This is a genomic window from Gracilinema caldarium (assembly GCF_029265695.1).
Taxonomy (GTDB): Bacteria; Spirochaetota; Spirochaetia; order Treponematales; family Breznakiellaceae; genus Gracilinema; species Gracilinema caldarium_A.
Genome location: NZ_JAJUHW010000020.1, coordinates 17,720 through 33,848, shown reverse-complemented (window position 1 = coordinate 33,848; position 16,129 = coordinate 17,720). Strand labels below are relative to the sequence as shown.

Annotated in this window: 14 protein-coding genes and 1 other RNA gene; 7 read left to right on the top strand and 8 right to left on the bottom strand. The window is 45.4% G+C overall.

Features of this window, described 5'->3' with window-relative positions:
• Nucleotides 1-31: 31 nt before the first annotated feature.
• Together Q7P68_RS08055 and cyaB are read left to right on the top strand one after the other, a co-directional pair.
• A complete protein-coding gene (locus Q7P68_RS08055; RefSeq protein ID WP_304224643.1) occupies nt 32-1,051 on the top strand; it encodes a TRM11 family SAM-dependent methyltransferase in 1,020 nt (339 codons plus the stop codon).
• Nucleotides 1,052-1,060: 9 nt separating this feature from the next.
• Nucleotides 1,061-1,636: a class IV adenylate cyclase gene (cyaB, locus tag Q7P68_RS08050; protein ID WP_304224642.1), complete on the top strand. Its 576-nt coding sequence runs from the start codon at nt 1,061-1,063 to the stop codon at nt 1,634-1,636.
• Here the strand turns inward: cyaB and Q7P68_RS08045 are convergent.
• The 3 genes from Q7P68_RS08045 to Q7P68_RS08035 are packed head-to-tail and all read right to left on the bottom strand — an operon-like array spanning nt 1,604 to nt 4,455.
• Nucleotides 1,604-2,083 carry a MarR family winged helix-turn-helix transcriptional regulator gene (locus Q7P68_RS08045; RefSeq protein WP_304224641.1) on the bottom strand — a complete coding sequence of 160 codons (480 nt, stop codon included), beginning with the start codon at nt 2,081-2,083 and terminating at the stop codon, nt 1,604-1,606. The two genes, cyaB and Q7P68_RS08045, sit on opposite strands and share 33 nt — an antisense overlap.
• On the bottom strand, nt 2,080-3,447 hold the full coding sequence (locus tag Q7P68_RS08040; RefSeq protein WP_304224640.1) for an MATE family efflux transporter: 1,368 nt from the start codon (nt 3,445-3,447) through the stop codon (nt 2,080-2,082). Before Q7P68_RS08040 ends, Q7P68_RS08045 begins: the two co-directional genes overlap by 4 nt.
• A gap of 51 nt (nt 3,448-3,498) precedes the next feature.
• The gene (locus Q7P68_RS08035) at nt 3,499-4,455 is read right to left on the bottom strand and encodes a 1-phosphofructokinase family hexose kinase (RefSeq protein WP_304224639.1); all 957 of its coding nucleotides are present in this window, start codon (nt 4,453-4,455) and stop codon (nt 3,499-3,501) included.
• A gap of 76 nt (nt 4,456-4,531) precedes the next feature.
• Here Q7P68_RS08035 and Q7P68_RS08030 point away from each other — a divergent pair, with 76 nt between their 5' ends.
• From Q7P68_RS08030 to Q7P68_RS08020, 3 genes are read left to right on the top strand one after another with little or no spacing between them, the layout of a single operon-like run.
• Nucleotides 4,532-5,023 (top strand): deoxycytidylate deaminase, encoded by a 492-nt coding sequence (locus Q7P68_RS08030; RefSeq protein WP_304224638.1) that lies wholly within the window; start codon nt 4,532-4,534, stop codon nt 5,021-5,023.
• A 36-nt stretch (nt 5,024-5,059) separates the two neighbouring features.
• Nucleotides 5,060-6,991 (top strand): methyl-accepting chemotaxis protein, encoded by a 1,932-nt coding sequence (locus Q7P68_RS08025; RefSeq protein ID WP_304224637.1) that lies wholly within the window; start codon nt 5,060-5,062, stop codon nt 6,989-6,991.
• A 9-nt stretch (nt 6,992-7,000) separates the two neighbouring features.
• Entirely contained in the window at nt 7,001-7,528 is a 528-nt protein-coding gene (locus tag Q7P68_RS08020; protein WP_304224636.1) for a glycine cleavage system transcriptional repressor, read from the top strand.
• Between the two features lie 5 nt (nt 7,529-7,533).
• On the opposite strand, the gene Q7P68_RS08015 is transcribed toward Q7P68_RS08020, so the two are convergent.
• Nucleotides 7,534-8,544 carry a hypothetical protein gene (locus Q7P68_RS08015; RefSeq protein WP_304224635.1) on the bottom strand — a complete coding sequence of 337 codons (1,011 nt, stop codon included), beginning with the start codon at nt 8,542-8,544 and terminating at the stop codon, nt 7,534-7,536.
• Between the two features lie 115 nt (nt 8,545-8,659).
• Between Q7P68_RS08015 and ssrA the strand changes: the two genes are divergently transcribed.
• Together ssrA and Q7P68_RS08005 are read left to right on the top strand one after the other, a co-directional pair.
• Nucleotides 8,660-9,010, top strand: a transfer-messenger RNA (tmRNA) gene (ssrA, locus tag Q7P68_RS08010).
• Between the two features lie 14 nt (nt 9,011-9,024).
• Nucleotides 9,025-10,263, top strand: a complete 1,239-nt coding sequence (locus Q7P68_RS08005) for a peptidase U32 family protein (protein ID WP_304224634.1) — start codon at nt 9,025-9,027, stop codon at nt 10,261-10,263.
• 12 nt (nt 10,264-10,275) lie between these two features.
• Here Q7P68_RS08005 and Q7P68_RS08000 read toward each other — a convergent pair whose 3' ends face one another.
• From Q7P68_RS08000 to Q7P68_RS07985, 4 genes are read right to left on the bottom strand one after another with little or no spacing between them, the layout of a single operon-like run.
• On the bottom strand, nt 10,276-12,600 hold the full coding sequence (locus tag Q7P68_RS08000) for an ATP-binding protein (protein ID WP_304224633.1): 2,325 nt from the start codon (nt 12,598-12,600) through the stop codon (nt 10,276-10,278).
• Nucleotides 12,601-12,651: 51 nt separating this feature from the next.
• Nucleotides 12,652-12,813: a hypothetical protein gene (locus tag Q7P68_RS07995; RefSeq protein ID WP_304224632.1), complete on the bottom strand. Its 162-nt coding sequence runs from the start codon at nt 12,811-12,813 to the stop codon at nt 12,652-12,654.
• Nucleotides 12,814-12,818: 5 nt separating this feature from the next.
• A complete protein-coding gene (locus tag Q7P68_RS07990; protein ID WP_304224631.1) occupies nt 12,819-13,544 on the bottom strand; it encodes a PAS domain-containing protein in 726 nt (241 codons plus the stop codon).
• Nucleotides 13,498-16,089 carry a chemotaxis protein CheB gene (locus tag Q7P68_RS07985; RefSeq protein ID WP_304224629.1) on the bottom strand — a complete coding sequence of 864 codons (2,592 nt, stop codon included), beginning with the start codon at nt 16,087-16,089 and terminating at the stop codon, nt 13,498-13,500. The genes Q7P68_RS07990 and Q7P68_RS07985 overlap by 47 nt, the downstream gene beginning before the upstream one ends.
• Nucleotides 16,090-16,129: the final 40 nt, after the last annotated feature.

Sequence of the window (16,129 nt, the reverse complement as noted above, 5' to 3'; positions counted from 1 at the left end):
TAGAATTTCTACAGCATTCATCAGGGAGTCTATGGATTATTTAGGTACCTTCCCCGCAGGTTTTACTGAACTTGTAAAACGTCTTTTACTTCGGGATCTCGAAAGAGCAACTATTCTTTTCAGCGATGAAAGCGTTATAGCCTTTCGTACCCAAACCGTCCCTGTTAAGTTACCCTATCTCAAAAACCAGTACATCCTGATCGCTTGGGAAAAAACAGAGAACCTTGCATCGGCCTATCAAATTATCTTGGACCGGAAAAACCTTGGCACCTTTGAAGCCTTGTCAGACAGGCTTGCCAAGAAGCGCTTTGTTATTAGAACCTTTATTGAAGGTAAGCCCGCTCCTGTTATACCGCATCTGCATCGGCAAGTGGAGAAGGAAATGGTAAACCGTCTCAGCGGAAAGCCCAATTCGGAACGTCCAGAGCTGGAGTTTCACCTCCATGTCCGGAAAAACAAGCAATGCTTTTTCGTCTTGCAAGAAAAGGACCACCGGGAAGAGCCTCTACCAGCAGGGACGTTGCCACCCTATTTATGCCGGCTCCTCATAGAGTTGTCGGATCCTCAAAGGGATGATATTTTCTTGGACCCCTTTATGGGATCCGGCGCTATTCCATTTGCACGGGCCCAGGTGGGGCCCTATGGTTTGATCTTTGCTGGGGACAAGGATGCTGAAAAGGTTGCCAGTTTTAAAGCGCAACTTAAAAATAAGCGGTGGGAAAAGCGGCGAAAAACCATATTTCCTAAACTATTGGATGCGGCCAAACTCGACATTTTCCAAGATGCCTTTATAACGCGGATCGTAAGCGATCCTCCCTGGGGACTATATGAAAACCTTAATGCGGCATCTTTGTACGAATTATTTGAAAAGTTCCTTGACGAAGCAGCGCGGGTTCTTGCCAAAACAGGCAAGATGGTGCTACTTCTGGGTTCCCATATTCCCCTGCCAGCGATTATAGAGAAAACAAGCATACCATTTCGTATCACTGAGTATTATCCTGTCCTTGTTTCTGGCCAAAAGGCCCTTGTGTATATCCTCGTTCCGATTTAGTCTAAAGCTATGGCAACAGAAATTGAGTTAAAAGCCTGGGTAAATGACCCTAAGCAAGTAAAAGACATAATAGAAACCTTTGCAGAACCTCTTGGTTCCTATGTAAAAGAGGATTCCTATTGGCTCCCTTTGGCAGATATATCATCGGATCCACGGGAACAAAAACGAGGGAGCCTCGGTTCTGGAGTGCGGATTCGACAGGAAAATGGTCAGGTATTGGTGACACTTAAAAGAAAGGAAGTCCAGGAAGGGGTGGAAATAAACGATGAGCTTGAATTTTCAGTATCCAGCGCCTCTGACTTTGAATCTTTCTTGCAGTTTCTTGGCTTTGCCCCCTGGATCAGGAAACACAAGGAAGGCGAGGCATGGCGCTGGCAAAATATAACCATTGAACTATCTCTGGTGCAAAACCTGGGATGGTTTGCAGAACTGGAAATACTTGCAGAAAGTCCAGATCCGCAGACCCTTGAGCATGCCCGAAAAAGCCTGCTCAATTGTCTTGAAAAAATCGGGATTCCAGAGACCAACATAGAAAGCCGCTATTATACCGAGTTATTGCTCGAACGGGGTATCACTCAAAGATGAAAGGACTGCATCCATTTCGCTCATGGCTATAAGCAAGCGTTTTTTATCCTCTTCCGATAATCTTTCTAAGTGATGGGCCAGCTGTTCCAATGCCGCATGTTCTGCGGTCATAAGGCGCTCCCGGCCCTTTTCTGTGCAGCTGTAACGAACCTGCCGCCGGTCTTGTTTACTCCGGTGTCGTTCCACAAGACCTTCTTCTTCAAGTTTTCCGAGCATAATACACAGGCTGGAGGCCGAAATAGAAAGCCTCTCACTTAAATCTGAAAGCCCAGCCTCCCCCATTTTGAGAAGACACAACAGAGAACGGTGCCGCTCCTCGGAAAAGCTCCGGTCGGCCCGGCTGGATAGGGACCTAAAGAATCGCTTCAGATTTAAAGCAAAACTAAAAAACTGCCGGGCAAGCTTCATTTCATTCTGTCTTGAGGAAGAGGGGCCTTCTGCGTTCATTCAGCAGCTTCCTGGACCGGCTGGCTGGGCCTGGATTTCACAACCACCTTATTTTTCCAGCGGCCTGTCTTATAATAGGAATAGGCAATCAGCATACCGAACAGCCAGCCGGTCGGCATAGCCCACCATATGCCAATTTCACCCCACAGGGACGAAAACAGCACCGCGCTGGGAACCCGCACCAGCCACATGGCAAAAAGGGTAGATAACATGGGGACTATTGTTTCCCCAGCCCCGCGGATGACCCCGTTCGTAATAAACATCATGGTAAATGCTATATAGAAGGGAGCGATTACCGTAAGATAACGGGCACCTACATCAATGACTGCCCCATCGGAGGTAAAAATTGCAACCAGGACCTTGCCAAACAACAATAATACCACCATAAGAAGGAGGGTGATGCTCATGGAAATGAGCAGGGCTGCCCGGTATCCTTTTTTAACCCGATCGGGCTTCCCTGCCCCTAAATTCTGACCTACAAAGGTAGAAAGGGCCATACTAATATTCATTGAGGGCATACCCACAAAAGAGTCGATACGGCTGGCAGCAGAGAATCCTGCCATGACGATGGAACCGAAACCGTTGACTACCGCAGTCATAAACATCATACCCATGGCAACCAAGGCTTGCTGTATACCCGAAGGCAGCCCGATTTTAAGACTCAGCGCGAAAAGGTCTTTATCAAACTCTAAATGACGGAAATCAGTCCTAAGAAATTCATGGGTCCTGTTGAGGTAAATAAGGGAGCCTATAAAGGATACTCCCTGAGCGATAATGGTTGCCCAGGCTACGCCGGCAACACCCATATGCAGCACCAAAACCGAAACAAGATCAAGCACCACATTGAGGAGCGTTGCAGCAATCAGCATATACAGGGGAGTCATGGAATCTCCGAGTCCTCGCAGAATTGACCCGACGCCATTATAACCAAAGGTAAAAAGAAGACCTGCGAAAATAATGCGAAGATAGGTAAGAGCCTGGGGCATCACATCATCCGGAACCCGCAGCAGTATCAGTATGGGTCGCGCCCCAACAAGACCAATAATTGTAAGACCTATACCCATCCAGAAGAGCACAATATAGGTAGTGTCAATGACAGAGCGGACCTTTTTCATATCCTTTGCGCCATAGTATTGGGCAATCAGTACATTAGCGCCCATACCAAAGCCCATGACGAGGGCCACCATTAAAAAGAGTATGGGAAAAGAAGCACCCACCGCAGCGAGGGCGGTGGTTCCTACAAACTGGCCCACAACCCAGCTGTCGACCATGTTGTAAAATTGCTGGAATATGTTTCCCACGAGCATAGGCAGGGCGAAAAAAATGATTTGGGTAGTTTCATTACCCTTGGTTAAGTCTTTCATAAGTAAAATATTTTTATCATAAAATGATTTTACCTGTCAATTGAGGCTCAATTATTCATAGATTACCCCTGGCCGAAACAGGCTCGCGTTCAAGGCGCCGCATCGGAGCCCTTCCTGGACTGCAGCAGAAAGGGAAAGGCCATCATCCAGAGCAGAGGCAAGGCCAGCGGTAAAAGCATCTCCGCTACCAGTCGTATTCAGCGGAACTACCGCTTTAAGCGGAACTTCATAAAATTCATCCCCTTCGATAACCCATATTGGTTTTGAACCGCGGCTAATTATGACAGCGCAGCCATAGTCACGGGCTAGACGACGGGCCTGAGTGATTACCAGCGCCTTTATCGAAACCTGGTAAGGTTCATCAACCTGTACCCTTCCTACATCAACCTCTGGTAGGTAGGTCGTGCAAAATTCCAATAAATTAGGCTTGATAATATATGGTTTGCATGGGAGGGAGCTTTCTAAGTCTTTGCCCTTAATGTCCAGAATAATACGAAAGCCCTGCGCTGCCGCCAGCTCTGTCATAAGTGGAATTATCTGACTAGAAAAGCCTTGAGCCTTAGTGCCGGAAATAACCAGAGTTGGCTGACGTGAAGAGGCTTCCGACATGTGTTTGATCTCGTTCTGATATAACTCTAAAACCCGTTTTTCCGTACCGGGGCCAACTGGTTCCGATTCTTCCACAAGTTCAGTAACACTGTGATCATTCTGGTCCAATATGGTATAGCAGAATCGTATTTCACTTCCACTTTCGGCCCATTTTAATGGAACCCGGTCTCGTTCACACAGGTTGATGAACAGATCCCGCAAATGTCCCCCAAGCTGTGTAATATGCAGCGCATTTTTCCCCAGTTGAGTAAGAACACGGCAAACATTAACTCCCTTTCCAGAAGCATCAAGAGAATAGGTTTCAGTCCGGTTTACCTGATCCCGCTGCCAGGAAGCAAATTGGAGCGTTTTTTGCAGTGTTGGATTCAGGCACACACAGAGAAAAGATGGTGTAGACATAGGGGGTAACCTCTCGGTCATACTTTACATAAAAATCAAACATGATACAATGGAATAAGAGAGGGTTCTTTATTTTATGGCAGAATCGAATTATAAACGGCCCAGCTGGGATGAATATTTCATGGAAGTCTGCAATGCCATTGCCAAACGAGCCACCTGTGACAGGGGCCGTTCGGGATGTGTTATTGCAAAGAACAACCAACTGCTCGTGACCGGCTATGTGGGCGCACCTGCGGGACTACCCCACTGCGACGAGGTTGGCCATCAATTAAAAAAAATGGTCCATGAGGATGGAACTATTACAACCCATTGTGTGAGGACCGTCCATGCGGAACAAAACGCCATTTGTCAAGCCGCAAAGCGGGGAATCGCTATAGAAGGTGCAACCCTCTATTGCAAAATGACTCCCTGCCGGACCTGTACGATGCTTATTATCAACTGCGGTATCAAACGGGTTGTGTGCCAAAAGAAATACCACGATGCAAAGGACTCAGAAGACATGTTCGAAAAAGCGGGCATCGCCCTGGAATATATTAATACAGAAACCGAAACCTACGAAAATCAATAGGAGATAACAAGGGGCCCTGTAAAGGATAATGATGCGATGAAAATTTTTGCAAAACTGCTTTCCGGTATTGGACTCATATTGCTGCTCATGACAGCCCTTGTAGGTTATGTGGGCTATCAGGCCTATACCATTTATGGTTACATGCAGGTTTCTAAACAAACCACTAACCTTATCTACCAATGGGATCAAATACTGGTTGCGTCCTACCAGTTTTTAACGACCCCGGAAACTCTGGATAAACAGGAAGAACGGCTTTTTTCCAACATCGATCTTTTTAACACCATGCTCGATTCCTTTGTAAAGGACAAACGGGTAGAGCGTCTTGGCAAAGATGCTATAACACAGCGGGACAATACGGTAAGCCTGTGGAATTTTACACTTACCAATTTGGAAAGTGTGCGAGTTTCCCTGGAAGACTTAAAAAAATACACCATAGAAAAATATCCCATTATTGCAAGAAGCGGTAATGATGGCATCCAGGCAGAAGTAGATCGTCTTATTAAAAGCAATCAGTTTGATTATCAGGCAGGCTACTATTATGATAATTTTAAACGGAACTTAAGAACCATTGCCTTGGCTAACGAGGGCTTTAAAAATATCCTGAAAAAACTTGACAGTACGGTCAATAAAAGCGTCTCCCAGTCTATACGCCTTACCCTGCTGCTCACCCTCATTCTTTTTACCCTTTCGGTTATAGCTTCTCTTGTCTTTACGATTTCTTTTGCTCGGCGTATTGCCCGCAGGACCCAAACAATTGAAGGGGCTTTAAGAAAATTAGCCGAACGGGACTTCACTTCCATTCCGCCGAACCTCGGGAAAGATGAAATTGGCATGATTTCCCTTCACCTCAAGGATGTGATTGAATCGGTTGGGGGGTTGTTTGGAGCTATAAAAGTGGCAGCCGCAAAGGTAACAAACCTTAAAGAAGCCCTCTCTGCAGGCAGTGCGGAATCGGCCGCATCGATAAACCAAATAAACAAAAATATTGAGAGCATAAAAAACCAATTTGTTGTTTTAGATTCAGCCATAGACCAGGCATCGGAGGCTTTGGAAGATATTGGTAAATATCTAGAAAACTTTAAGAACGAAACAGAAAACCAAACCCATGCCATGGAAAATGCCGGAGAAGAACTGGAACTTGCCATAAACCAGGTCAGCAGGGTTACCCAGGAGCTTTCTACACAGTCCCAGGGGGCTGAACATTTGCGGCAGCTTGTAACAGAGGGCGCAGAAAAGGTTCAATCCACCAACGATATTATTAAATCGGTAAGCCGGGACGTGGAAAATATTTCTGAAATTATCGAGCTTATAGATCAGATTTCAGAACAGACCAACATTCTTTCTATGAATGCTGCCATAGAAAGCGCTCACGCAGGAGCTGCTGGTGCAGGCTTCGCGGTGGTAGCCGATGAAATTAGAAAACTGGCCGAGTCAACCCAGGACAATGCACAGCGGATAGAGGATGCCCTTTCATCAATTATGATTAAAATAAACCAGGCCCTGGAAGCGAGCAGCAATTCGGCCCAGTCTCTGGAAAGCATTAGCTCTAATGCAACTGATTTTGTAAAACAGCTGGATTCTCTTGTTTCCAGTTCTGAAGAAACCAACCGGAGAAGTCTCCAGGTAGGACAGGCTATCCAGACCTCGATAAAGTCTATTAAGGGTTATAACGAAGGCACCAAAAAAATGTATCAGCAGCATCATGCTATACTGGATGCCATGGAAAATATTAAGGTGATTTCTGACCAGACACTTTCGGGTATTACGGAAATAGATCAAGGCTCCCGTGAAATATTGGGAAGTATCATACATCTGGAAGAAATCAGCCAGCAGAGCCGAGAAGGTGCGGCCGAGCTTGAAAATGCATTGGCCCAATTCAAGACGGTTACAAGCGCTGAATGTATAGAATCAGACTCAGGTATTGATGAACGGGGTGTAGATGTAAAGCGAGCCCCGGAAACCCTATAGGAGTAATATATGAAACAGCAGCTTTTGTTAACCGCCGTTGGCAAAGACCGCATAGGCATTGTAGATGATCTTTCCAAGGAGATCCTTGACCGTTCCTGCAATATAGAAGAAAGCAGAATGTCCCTCTTAGGCGGGGATTTTGCTATTTTGGTGCTCATTTCCGGTCCCGAAGAACGGCTAAAAAAATTGATAGAGGACAAAAACCTTCTGGAAGACCGGTTACAGCTATCCCTGCAGATGCGCTATACTTCAGGCTCTCAACAAACAAGCAGAGCCCTCCCCTATATTCTTGAGTCATCTTCCCTTGACACACCAGGAATCGTTCATGGGGTTTCCAAACTGTTACGAAAATACGGTATTAATATCACAGACCTGGAGACAAACACTGAGAGTGCACCGATGACGGGAGCTCCCCTATTTATCATAAAAGCCCAGCTTCTTATTCCCGCCGATGTCTCTATTATGCTGTTGAAAAAAGAATTGGAAGAACTGGAAATGAACTACAATCTGGACCTGCGGCTATCCCCCGCGGTGTAAACCCTTTATTCCTGGAACATCCGGTACATGAGGTACAATTCTTCCAGTGTTCGGTGAGGACCGGGCGCTTTTGAACGCCTCCGGTATTGTGCAGCGTCCCGTCGTTCTGCATAAAAGTCATAAATCGCCCGGGGATCCCCATGATGAGAAAGTCCCGCATAATCGCCATAGGCAGGTTCCCCCCCGAGGTATGAGCGGACTTCAGGATAATCTATGGCGCATATTCCGTATTTTACAAGCCTATTCCTCAGCTGCTGAATTTCTTCGAAAGACAGGCCGAATAAAAATTCTTCCAAAGCAGCCTTTGTTTCTTCGTTGTGTAGATTATGCAATAAAAAATCCTGCCATTCATCATCCAGATCCATGGAAAGACGCACCAGTTCAGATGAACCATCCAATGTCCCGAAGGTAGGGGGACTGGCATCCCGGGCAGTCCACAGGGCCTGCAAAGATGGAACATGCTGTACTGAGCGGGGATCTATACCATGTTCCCAGAGATGCACCAAGTCACTGGCAATTCTTACCTTTTTTTCGATAGTAAAAATAGGATTTTCAAGACAAGCCAGATACACATCCTCGGCCATAAGGGCGCAGGATATTTTAAACACCACCGACTTTAGGGCTCCATTGAGCGGGTGGTTATGCTCCAAGAGGATGCATAACAGGGAAAATGCATGGGATTTAGCTACCAAATAACTGCGGGATGCTACTACACGGCTCGGGGTATGCAAAATACGGCTTGAGCGGGAGAACTGGGAAAGGGAGGCCACGAGGGTTTTCCCATTCCGTTCGACACCGCGGATAAGTTGGGATTCCATGACCGAAGGGAACCGGGAAATTGCCTTACCGAGCAATTCCAAATCCTGGAAACGGCGGCGCGCAAGCTCCGCATCCTCTGGATGTTCATTCTGTAAGAGCTGTAAAGTTTCCTGGACAAGAGCCCGTTCATCTTCATTCAAGCTCATCTGAGAGGCAACTAAATCTTTTATATCTTCCTCTATATGTCCGGAAATCATAAAATCAGAGTACCCTAGCTTTTTAGTTCGGTCAATTATCGGAGCCTAAATTAAGAGGCCCTTTGAATTGACCATTTTTTGTATTTAGCGTATATTGGATTTTGGCAAACGTTTCGGGGGTGCACCGGTTTCGACTGGTACGGTTCGGGGCGTAGGCTGCAGGTGGAGTGCCGACCTCCTAACATTCGGCAAAAAAATTAACTGCCGACAACGACAGTTACGCTCTCGCTGCATAAACAGCGGAACGCGGAACCCAGTCCCGCCGCCTTGAGGGACTGGCTTTCCGTCGCAACCAAGGCTGGTCAACTTCTGGGCCCGAACGGAAGAAGACGAGAATAACCGGGCTACGGATCCGCCGCACGCCGTGTAGCTAAGCGGGTCCCGACAATCATGATGCACGGCTAAACCTGTAGATGTTTACGCAACGCGTATTAGGACGCGGGTTCGATTCCCGCCACCTCCAATAAAAGATCGAGGAAAATGAACACAGTCGAAATTATGGCCCCTGCGGGATCCTGGGAAAGCCTTATTGCAGCCCTCAAGGCAGGAGCCAATTCGGTGTATTTTGGCATTGGCAAACTTGATATGCGTGCCCTTACAAGCACGGCCTTTACCATAGAAAACCTGCAGGAAGTCGCAGAGCTCGTACATCAATATAGAGCAAAAGCTTATCTCACACTGAATGCGGTTATTTTTAATGCTGAAATCCCCGAGGTACATAAGACTGTAGCAGCGGCCCAGAAAGCAGGTATAGACGGCATTATAGCCAGCGATTTGGCAGTTATTACCGCAGCACGAAATAGCGGTATACCAATCCACCTTTCTACCCAGGCAAATATAACCAATATAGAAGCAGTTCAATTTTACAGCAGCTTCGCCGATGTGATGGTCCTTGCGCGGGAGCTTACACTCGACCAAATACGGGAAATACGGAGACAGGTTGATGAGCGTAATATCCGGGGGCCATCGGGCAAACCGGTGCGGCTCGAAGCCTTTGTCCATGGAGCGGTTTGTATGGCCTATTCGGGCAAGTGCTACCTGAGCCTGCATCTTATGGGATCCTCTGCTAACCGTGGAGCCTGCCTCCAGAGCTGCCGCAGAACCTATATTCTTAAAGACCGGGAGACCGAGCAGGAAATTGAGGTAGACAACGGCTACCTCATGTCGGCGGCGGATTTAAAAACAATCGGTTTTGTAGACCAGATTATCGAGGCGGGAATAGAGGTACTGAAAATCGAGGGCCGGGCCCGGTCGGCCGAATATGTGGATACGGTGGTACGCTGTTACCGGGAAGCGGTGGATGCAGTTTTTGATGGCACCTATAGCCGGGAACGGATCGCCGACTGGGACCGGCGCCTGGCAGCGGTATTCAATCGAGGCTTTTGGGATGGACACTACCTGGGCCAAAAAATGGCAGTCTGGGCGGATTCCTATGGGTCTAAGTCGGAATGGACCAAGGAGTTTGTCGGAACATGCGTAAACTATTATCCCCGGGCTCAGGTTGCGGAGATAGAGCTGCGAACGGGGCACATTGCTCAGGGAAATACTATTCTTATTTCCGGTCCCACAACCGGAGTAGTTTACCTAGAGGCCAACGAAATTCGAGTCAATGATATTATGGTCCCGGAGGCCCGCAAGGGTGAAATTTGCACCCTGTCCTGCCAGGAACGAGTCCGGGAAGGGGACAAGGTTTATCTCTGGAAAACGCGCAATTCTTGAGATATCTCATTATTATTGAGCTTCTTCACGGATAATAGAAGCAACCGTAGCTAATTCTTTTTCCGCCTGTAATAACAATTCCCCTAAGAGGACGCTATCGTTGTGTTGTTCCCTTTCTATTTTTACAAGAATTTCAGCCAGCTGGTTAAAAGCCATGGTCCATGCAGCCCCCTTATATTTATGGGCCAACTCTCGCAACTTAGAAAAATCTCCATTTTCCAGCAGTTTGGACAGCTCTGACTGGTATTCGGCAAACTGAACCATGCTCATGGCAAGCATCTGAGAATAAAGTTCCAATTCTCCGCCTAAGCGTTTCATGAGCTCTGATTTATCAAAATGACTTTGTGGTTCTAAAGATACTTTATTCTCAGCAGCATCTTTTGGCTTGATATCAATCGTAATTCCAAGGGCCTTAAGGAGGGCTGACCGTAATTGTTTCTCATCGATGGGTTTGGTAACATAATAATCCATACCCGATTCAAAGCCCTGTTTTATTTCATCTTCCATGACACCTGCGCTGAGGGCGATGATGGGTATATGACTGCCTTGTCCTATTGGTATTTCCGAATTTTTTTCTAAATCCCGAATGATTTTTGTTGCGCGGTATCCATCCAGGATGGGCATTTGAATATCCATGAGGATTGCATCAAGAGAAGTCTGTTTACAGATTTCAACGGCTTCTTGACCGTTCGAAGCCTCCAGTATTTCAGCTTTAGGCAATAATCGATGAACGAGAACTTCGACAAGTTTGCGGTTCAGAATGACATCCTCTACGATGAGAATTTTAAAGGAATGATCAGGATTATATTGAGCGTTCAGCAATGTCTCTTTGTTTAATTTTTCAGAGGCTTCATCTGATTCGTAGGGCTTTACAATAGTGAAATAAAAGGAGCTGCCTTTGCCTGCTTTGCTGGTAAACTCCAGATTCCCGCCCATTTTTTTTACCAGGTTGCTCGAAATAACAAGCCCCAGCCCAGTACCGCCGAAGCGGCGGGTAATTGAAGTATCGCCCTGACTAAAAGCCTTAAAAAGCTTATCCTTTTGATCATCGGATATACCGATCCCCGTATCACGAACCTGAAAGGTAAAACGAGCCACCTTTTGCCCATGGTGTTTTGTGGGGAGTGGCTCCATGGCAACCGCTAATGTTACCGATCCTTGTTCGGTAAATTTAACTGCATTACTCAATAGGTTTACGAGAATCTGTTTGCAGCGGACCGGATCTATAATCACCCGTGCAGGGAGCGGATTCAGCAATTCCATGTTAAGATCTATACCTTTTTTATCCGCCTGGATTTTAAACATCTTTATTGTCTGACGCAATAATTCTTCTAAATCCCAGCTCACCTCATCGAGCTCAATTTTTCCTGCCTCAATCTTTGAAAAATCAAGGATGTCATTAATGATTTCCAGCAGTGTATGGGCTGCATTGTTAGCATTTTCCAAGTATTCCCTCTGTTCGGCGGTAAGGTTTGCGTCCCGTAAAAGGTCAGTAAAACCAATAACCGCATTTAAGGGCGTACGTATTTCATGGCTCATGTTGGCAAGAAATTCGGACTTTACTTTGCTCGCCCGCTCAGCTTCTTCTGTGGCCTTTTTTAATGCTGATACATCAAAAACTACTCCGCTCAGTGAAAGGGGCTGGCCCTCTGAATCCCATACATTGGCGACTCCAATATCCTGAAACCATTTATATGAGCCATCCTTTGCCCTAATCCGATAAAGTCCGCCATAGGTTTCTCGCTTACCCGCCAAATAGTCCCGCATAGACTGCATGATACCTTCATAGTCTTCCGGGTGTACGAGGTTGGTAAAATGGGAATAATGGGTAAATGCTGCAGCCTCATATCCTAACATTTTTGTTTTATTTTCATTAAAGGTAACCTTGCCGGTAGGAACATCCATTTGCCACCATGCAAGGTTACCAGCCAGCATAACCCCTTCCAGCCGATCGTGATACTGCTGAAGTTCCTGATTCTTTTCTTCTAACAAAAGACTTACTTGTCTCAACTGGTTTTCCAGTGCAACTTCCTGACTGATATCCACCAGGGCACTGCGGAATACCTTCTTGCCATCCTTATCATTTATAGTGCTTTCCATCATGAAGGTCCGCAGCTGATTATCCTGCCGTATCTGGATCCGACATTTTTGGGGCTCTTGCCCTTTCAGCAAGGCTCTGATATGAAAGTAAAACACATCCTGGCTGTCTGCAGAAAGGAGCGCATCGAAGCGAAGGGCCTTATGAGAACGCTGCGGCAATAGGGTGCTAAAGAGATTATTCATAGAAAGAATGGTGAAGTTTTCATCATACAGCACATAGCCAACAGGTGCATTCATGAAGAGATCTTCGTATTCGGTTTTTACATTTTCCAGATTTCGGGAAACCCGTTAGAGTTCTTCATTTTGAAATTCAAGTTCCTGATAATAAACATTTATTTGCTGGATGAGCTCTTCCACCGATAAATTTGAATAATCTACGCCTGATCCCTTTTTATGGCGCAACACCTGAGCAATGCGTTTTTTTAGGTCCTCTATTTTTTCATCACCCATAGTTCTTACTCTTCTGCATCCGTTCTGATCACAAATATAGCGCCTTCAAAGGAACCATTGGCTGCAATGATAGGCGTTCCGTCGATGTGTAACAATTTTTTAATTTTTCCTGGGATTTCAATATAATGTTGAAAATCCCTTATAGATTTAAGATTTTTCTTAACCAGCGCAAAGGGCAGATCCTCAGCATTTAATGGGTTCCCCTGCAGGTCCGTAATTTTCCATTGGGAATCATTATAGGTTCGGCGTTCTATCTCTTCTTTGGTGATTCCGAAAAGTTCTTCTGCCTTTTCGTTTGCATAGGTGATGTGCCCATCGGAAGAAACCATGGTGGCTGCGACCGGAATTTTATCAAGAATGGTTTCAAGCAGTTCCTGTCTTTTAACCAATTCGGTTTCCAAATCACGTATTCGGCTGAAATCTATAACCGTTCCCATAAGCCGTTTCGGCTTTCCATCTGAAGTTCTTTCAATAATGATTCCACGATCATAATACCATGCATAAGTACCGTCTTTTCGCCTTATGCGATACAAGCTGTTCCATTCTTGGCTTTTTCCCTCTAGATAATTCCGCATCGATTCCATGGTAGCGTTGTAGTCATCGGAATGAATATAGGAACAAATCGCATAGATTTCTTTTGGAAATTCCTTTGCCGTATAGCCAATCATGGTGGCTTTGCGTTCATCATAGTCTACAATGCCGGTTTCTACATCCCATTCCCACCATGCCATATTCCCAAGCATTTTCAAGACGCTGGCTCAGGGTCTGCGTTAATTTATGCTGTTTTTTCAAATCAGATATATCGACAAAAATAATCAATACACCGTCGACCGCATTATAGTCCGTCCGATAGGGCCGGATGCGCACGAGATATGTTCCGGAACCTTCAAGTTCAATTTCCCGATCCCGTGGCTGCAGGGAATCCACCACATCCTGAATATCCTGAAACAAATTCTCAAGGCCCGGTCCAAGCGAAAGATGATAGATAGGCCTTCCAAGATCCGAAGCCATGAGAGGAGTCAGCTTAGATATTACAGGAGTAATTTTACGGATACACAGATTTCGGTCCAGATAAATAGCACCGATTTCTGTATTTTTAAGAAGATTGTTAATGTCGTTATTGAGCCGTGTTAGTTCCTCTATCTTAACCTGATATTCGGTATTTACCGTATAGAGCTCTTCGTTAACCGATTGCAATTCTTCGTTAGTACTCTGCAATTCTTCATTGCTGGCTATCAGCTCTTCATTGCTTGATTGCAATTCTTCGTTAGATGTCTCCAGTTCTTCAACTGTAGCTTGAAGACTTTCTTTGGTAAACTGTAATTCTTTTTCCAGCTCCGAGACCCGATCCTGATATTCCTTTTGGGAATGAGACTTCGGAAGCACTGCCTTTGGAGCGGCTATCGTTTTAGCATTTTCTGAGAAACTTATAATATAATAGTTTGCACGTTCGGTTTCGATTTTCTTTCCCGTTAAAAGAATTTGTTTTTCCTCAAATCCTTTAAGATCAAACACAGTTTCTGTAGCTATGCTTTCGTTTTCATGTTTGAGTTTCCTTAAAAGAGAGCTGACAAAAAGAGACATATCAGCAGGAAGGTTATCAAAGAGGTTCTGAGAAAAGCGCCCCGGTTTAATTTTAATATAGGGATTAATATCGTTTATGGTATGAATGATGTTAAATGATTGATCGACGATAACACTGGGGGGCAAAAAAAGCGAAAGGGTACGATCCAAAATCTTTTCTATTCTGATACCTTCTTCGGCAATTACTTTTGTTGGAAACGTGTTGGGCTGTTCAATGAGTCCGCTTTTCAGAAGGGGAACTATTTTGCCATATTGTTCTTTGTAATTGGATTTAATTCGGAATATTTTCCATTTGGTGTCTATGTATTCAAAGGCTTCGGACATTTCCCCCAAGGTTTCGCTGGTCCCTAGAAACAGGTAGCCATCCGTATTAAGACTGTAATAGAACATGCTCAGCAGTTTGGTTTGTATTTCCGGTCGTATATAGATAAACAGATTTCTGCATACGATAAGATCTATCCTGCTGAAAGGTGAATCCTTAAGCAGATTATGGGTCGCAAATACAATCATTTTGCGGATCGAGTCATTGATTTGGTAACCATTGTCCTTTCTTAAAAAGTACTTGGTGAGCAGAGTTGGTTCCAAATCGGCAACTACACTGTCGGGATAAAATCCCTTCCCCGCATATTCTATAGAATTCCGGTCCACATCGGTGGCAAAGATTTTAATATCCATCGAAAGGCCCTGCTGCTCCATATATTCGATCAATAAAATTGCAAGGGAATATACTTCTTCCCCGGTTGAACAACCAGCAGACCAAATTCTAATGGATGTTTTTCCTTTCCATGAAGGGAAGACCTTAGTTCTCAGGGCTTCGAAGGCTTCCACATCCCGGAAAAAACGGGTTACCCCAATAAGAAGTTCCCGCTGTAATGTTTCCTTTTCTTTATCCGAATCTTTTAAAAACTCCAGGTATTCTTCCAGGGTCTGATGACGGTTTATACTGAGCCGCCGTTCAAGCCGGCGGAGTATGGTTGTATCCTTGTAAAATGAAAAATCGATGCCGCCGAAATTTCTTAGAATAAGTATGATTTTGGTCAGCGTGTCGAGATTATCCTGCAGGTCCCCTTCCAGGCTCTTTTTCTCCCTCACCAAGGGATGTTTGATATAATTGACCAGGGCTTCGGGCATTTTTGCAGGGGGCAGTATATAATCAACGAGGCCTGTGGCAATACAGCTCCGCGGCATACCATCGAATTTTGCACTTTCTTCGTCCTGGACCATAATCATGCCGCCCGCTTCTTTAATAGCCCTGGTCCCGAGTGTTCCATCGCTGCCTGTGCCTGATAATATTATACCAATTGCATTTTTTCCCTTATCCAAAGCTAGAGAACGGAAAAAGATATCCACCGGCAAATTCAAACGCTTTTTCGGTTCCTGGTTTTCCAAATATAATTTGTCATGAAAAATTGAAAGATTTTTACGGGGCGGAATCAGGTAAATATGGTCAGGCAGGACATCCATACCATCTTCGGCAATTTGAATAGGAATAGATGTTTCGCGGGCAAGCAGTTCATCCATTAAACTTTTGTAATCCGGGGACAGGTGTTGAATAACAACAAAGGCCATACCGGTGTTAACCGGCATATTCTTAAAAAAATCTTGCAGAGCTTCCAATCCCCCTGCAGAGGCTCCCACCTCAACAACTATAAGATTAGATTGATGAAAATTCTCGCCCTTTGCCTTTTTCATGTTCCCCTCTGCAGCCACTTACAAAAGCAGCCAATTTTAG

Excerpts from the sequence above, each read along its gene's own strand:
- Q7P68_RS08055 (WP_304224643.1), top strand. The coding sequence starts at position 32 with ATGGATTATTTAGGTACCTTCCCCGCAGGTTTTACTGAACTTGTAAAA.
- cyaB (WP_304224642.1), top strand. The coding sequence starts at position 1,061 with ATGGCAACAGAAATTGAGTTAAAAGCCTGGGTAAATGACCCTAAGCAA.
- Q7P68_RS08045 (WP_304224641.1), bottom strand. The coding sequence starts at position 2,083 with ATGAACGCAGAAGGCCCCTCTTCCTCAAGACAGAATGAAATGAAGCTT.
- Q7P68_RS08040 (WP_304224640.1), bottom strand. The coding sequence starts at position 3,447 with ATGAAAGACTTAACCAAGGGTAATGAAACTACCCAAATCATTTTTTTC.
- Q7P68_RS08035 (WP_304224639.1), bottom strand. The coding sequence starts at position 4,455 with ATGTCTACACCATCTTTTCTCTGTGTGTGCCTGAATCCAACACTGCAA.
- Q7P68_RS08030 (WP_304224638.1), top strand. The coding sequence starts at position 4,532 with ATGGCAGAATCGAATTATAAACGGCCCAGCTGGGATGAATATTTCATG.
- Q7P68_RS08025 (WP_304224637.1), top strand. The coding sequence starts at position 5,060 with ATGAAAATTTTTGCAAAACTGCTTTCCGGTATTGGACTCATATTGCTG.
- Q7P68_RS08020 (WP_304224636.1), top strand. The coding sequence starts at position 7,001 with ATGAAACAGCAGCTTTTGTTAACCGCCGTTGGCAAAGACCGCATAGGC.
- Q7P68_RS08015 (WP_304224635.1), bottom strand. The coding sequence starts at position 8,544 with ATGATTTCCGGACATATAGAGGAAGATATAAAAGATTTAGTTGCCTCT.
- Q7P68_RS08005 (WP_304224634.1), top strand. The coding sequence starts at position 9,025 with ATGAACACAGTCGAAATTATGGCCCCTGCGGGATCCTGGGAAAGCCTT.
- Q7P68_RS08000 (WP_304224633.1), bottom strand. The coding sequence starts at position 12,600 with ATGAATGCACCTGTTGGCTATGTGCTGTATGATGAAAACTTCACCATT.
- Q7P68_RS07995 (WP_304224632.1), bottom strand. The coding sequence starts at position 12,813 with ATGGGTGATGAAAAAATAGAGGACCTAAAAAAACGCATTGCTCAGGTG.
- Q7P68_RS07990 (WP_304224631.1), bottom strand. The coding sequence starts at position 13,544 with ATGGCATGGTGGGAATGGGATGTAGAAACCGGCATTGTAGACTATGAT.
- Q7P68_RS07985 (WP_304224629.1), bottom strand. The coding sequence starts at position 16,089 with ATGAAAAAGGCAAAGGGCGAGAATTTTCATCAATCTAATCTTATAGTT.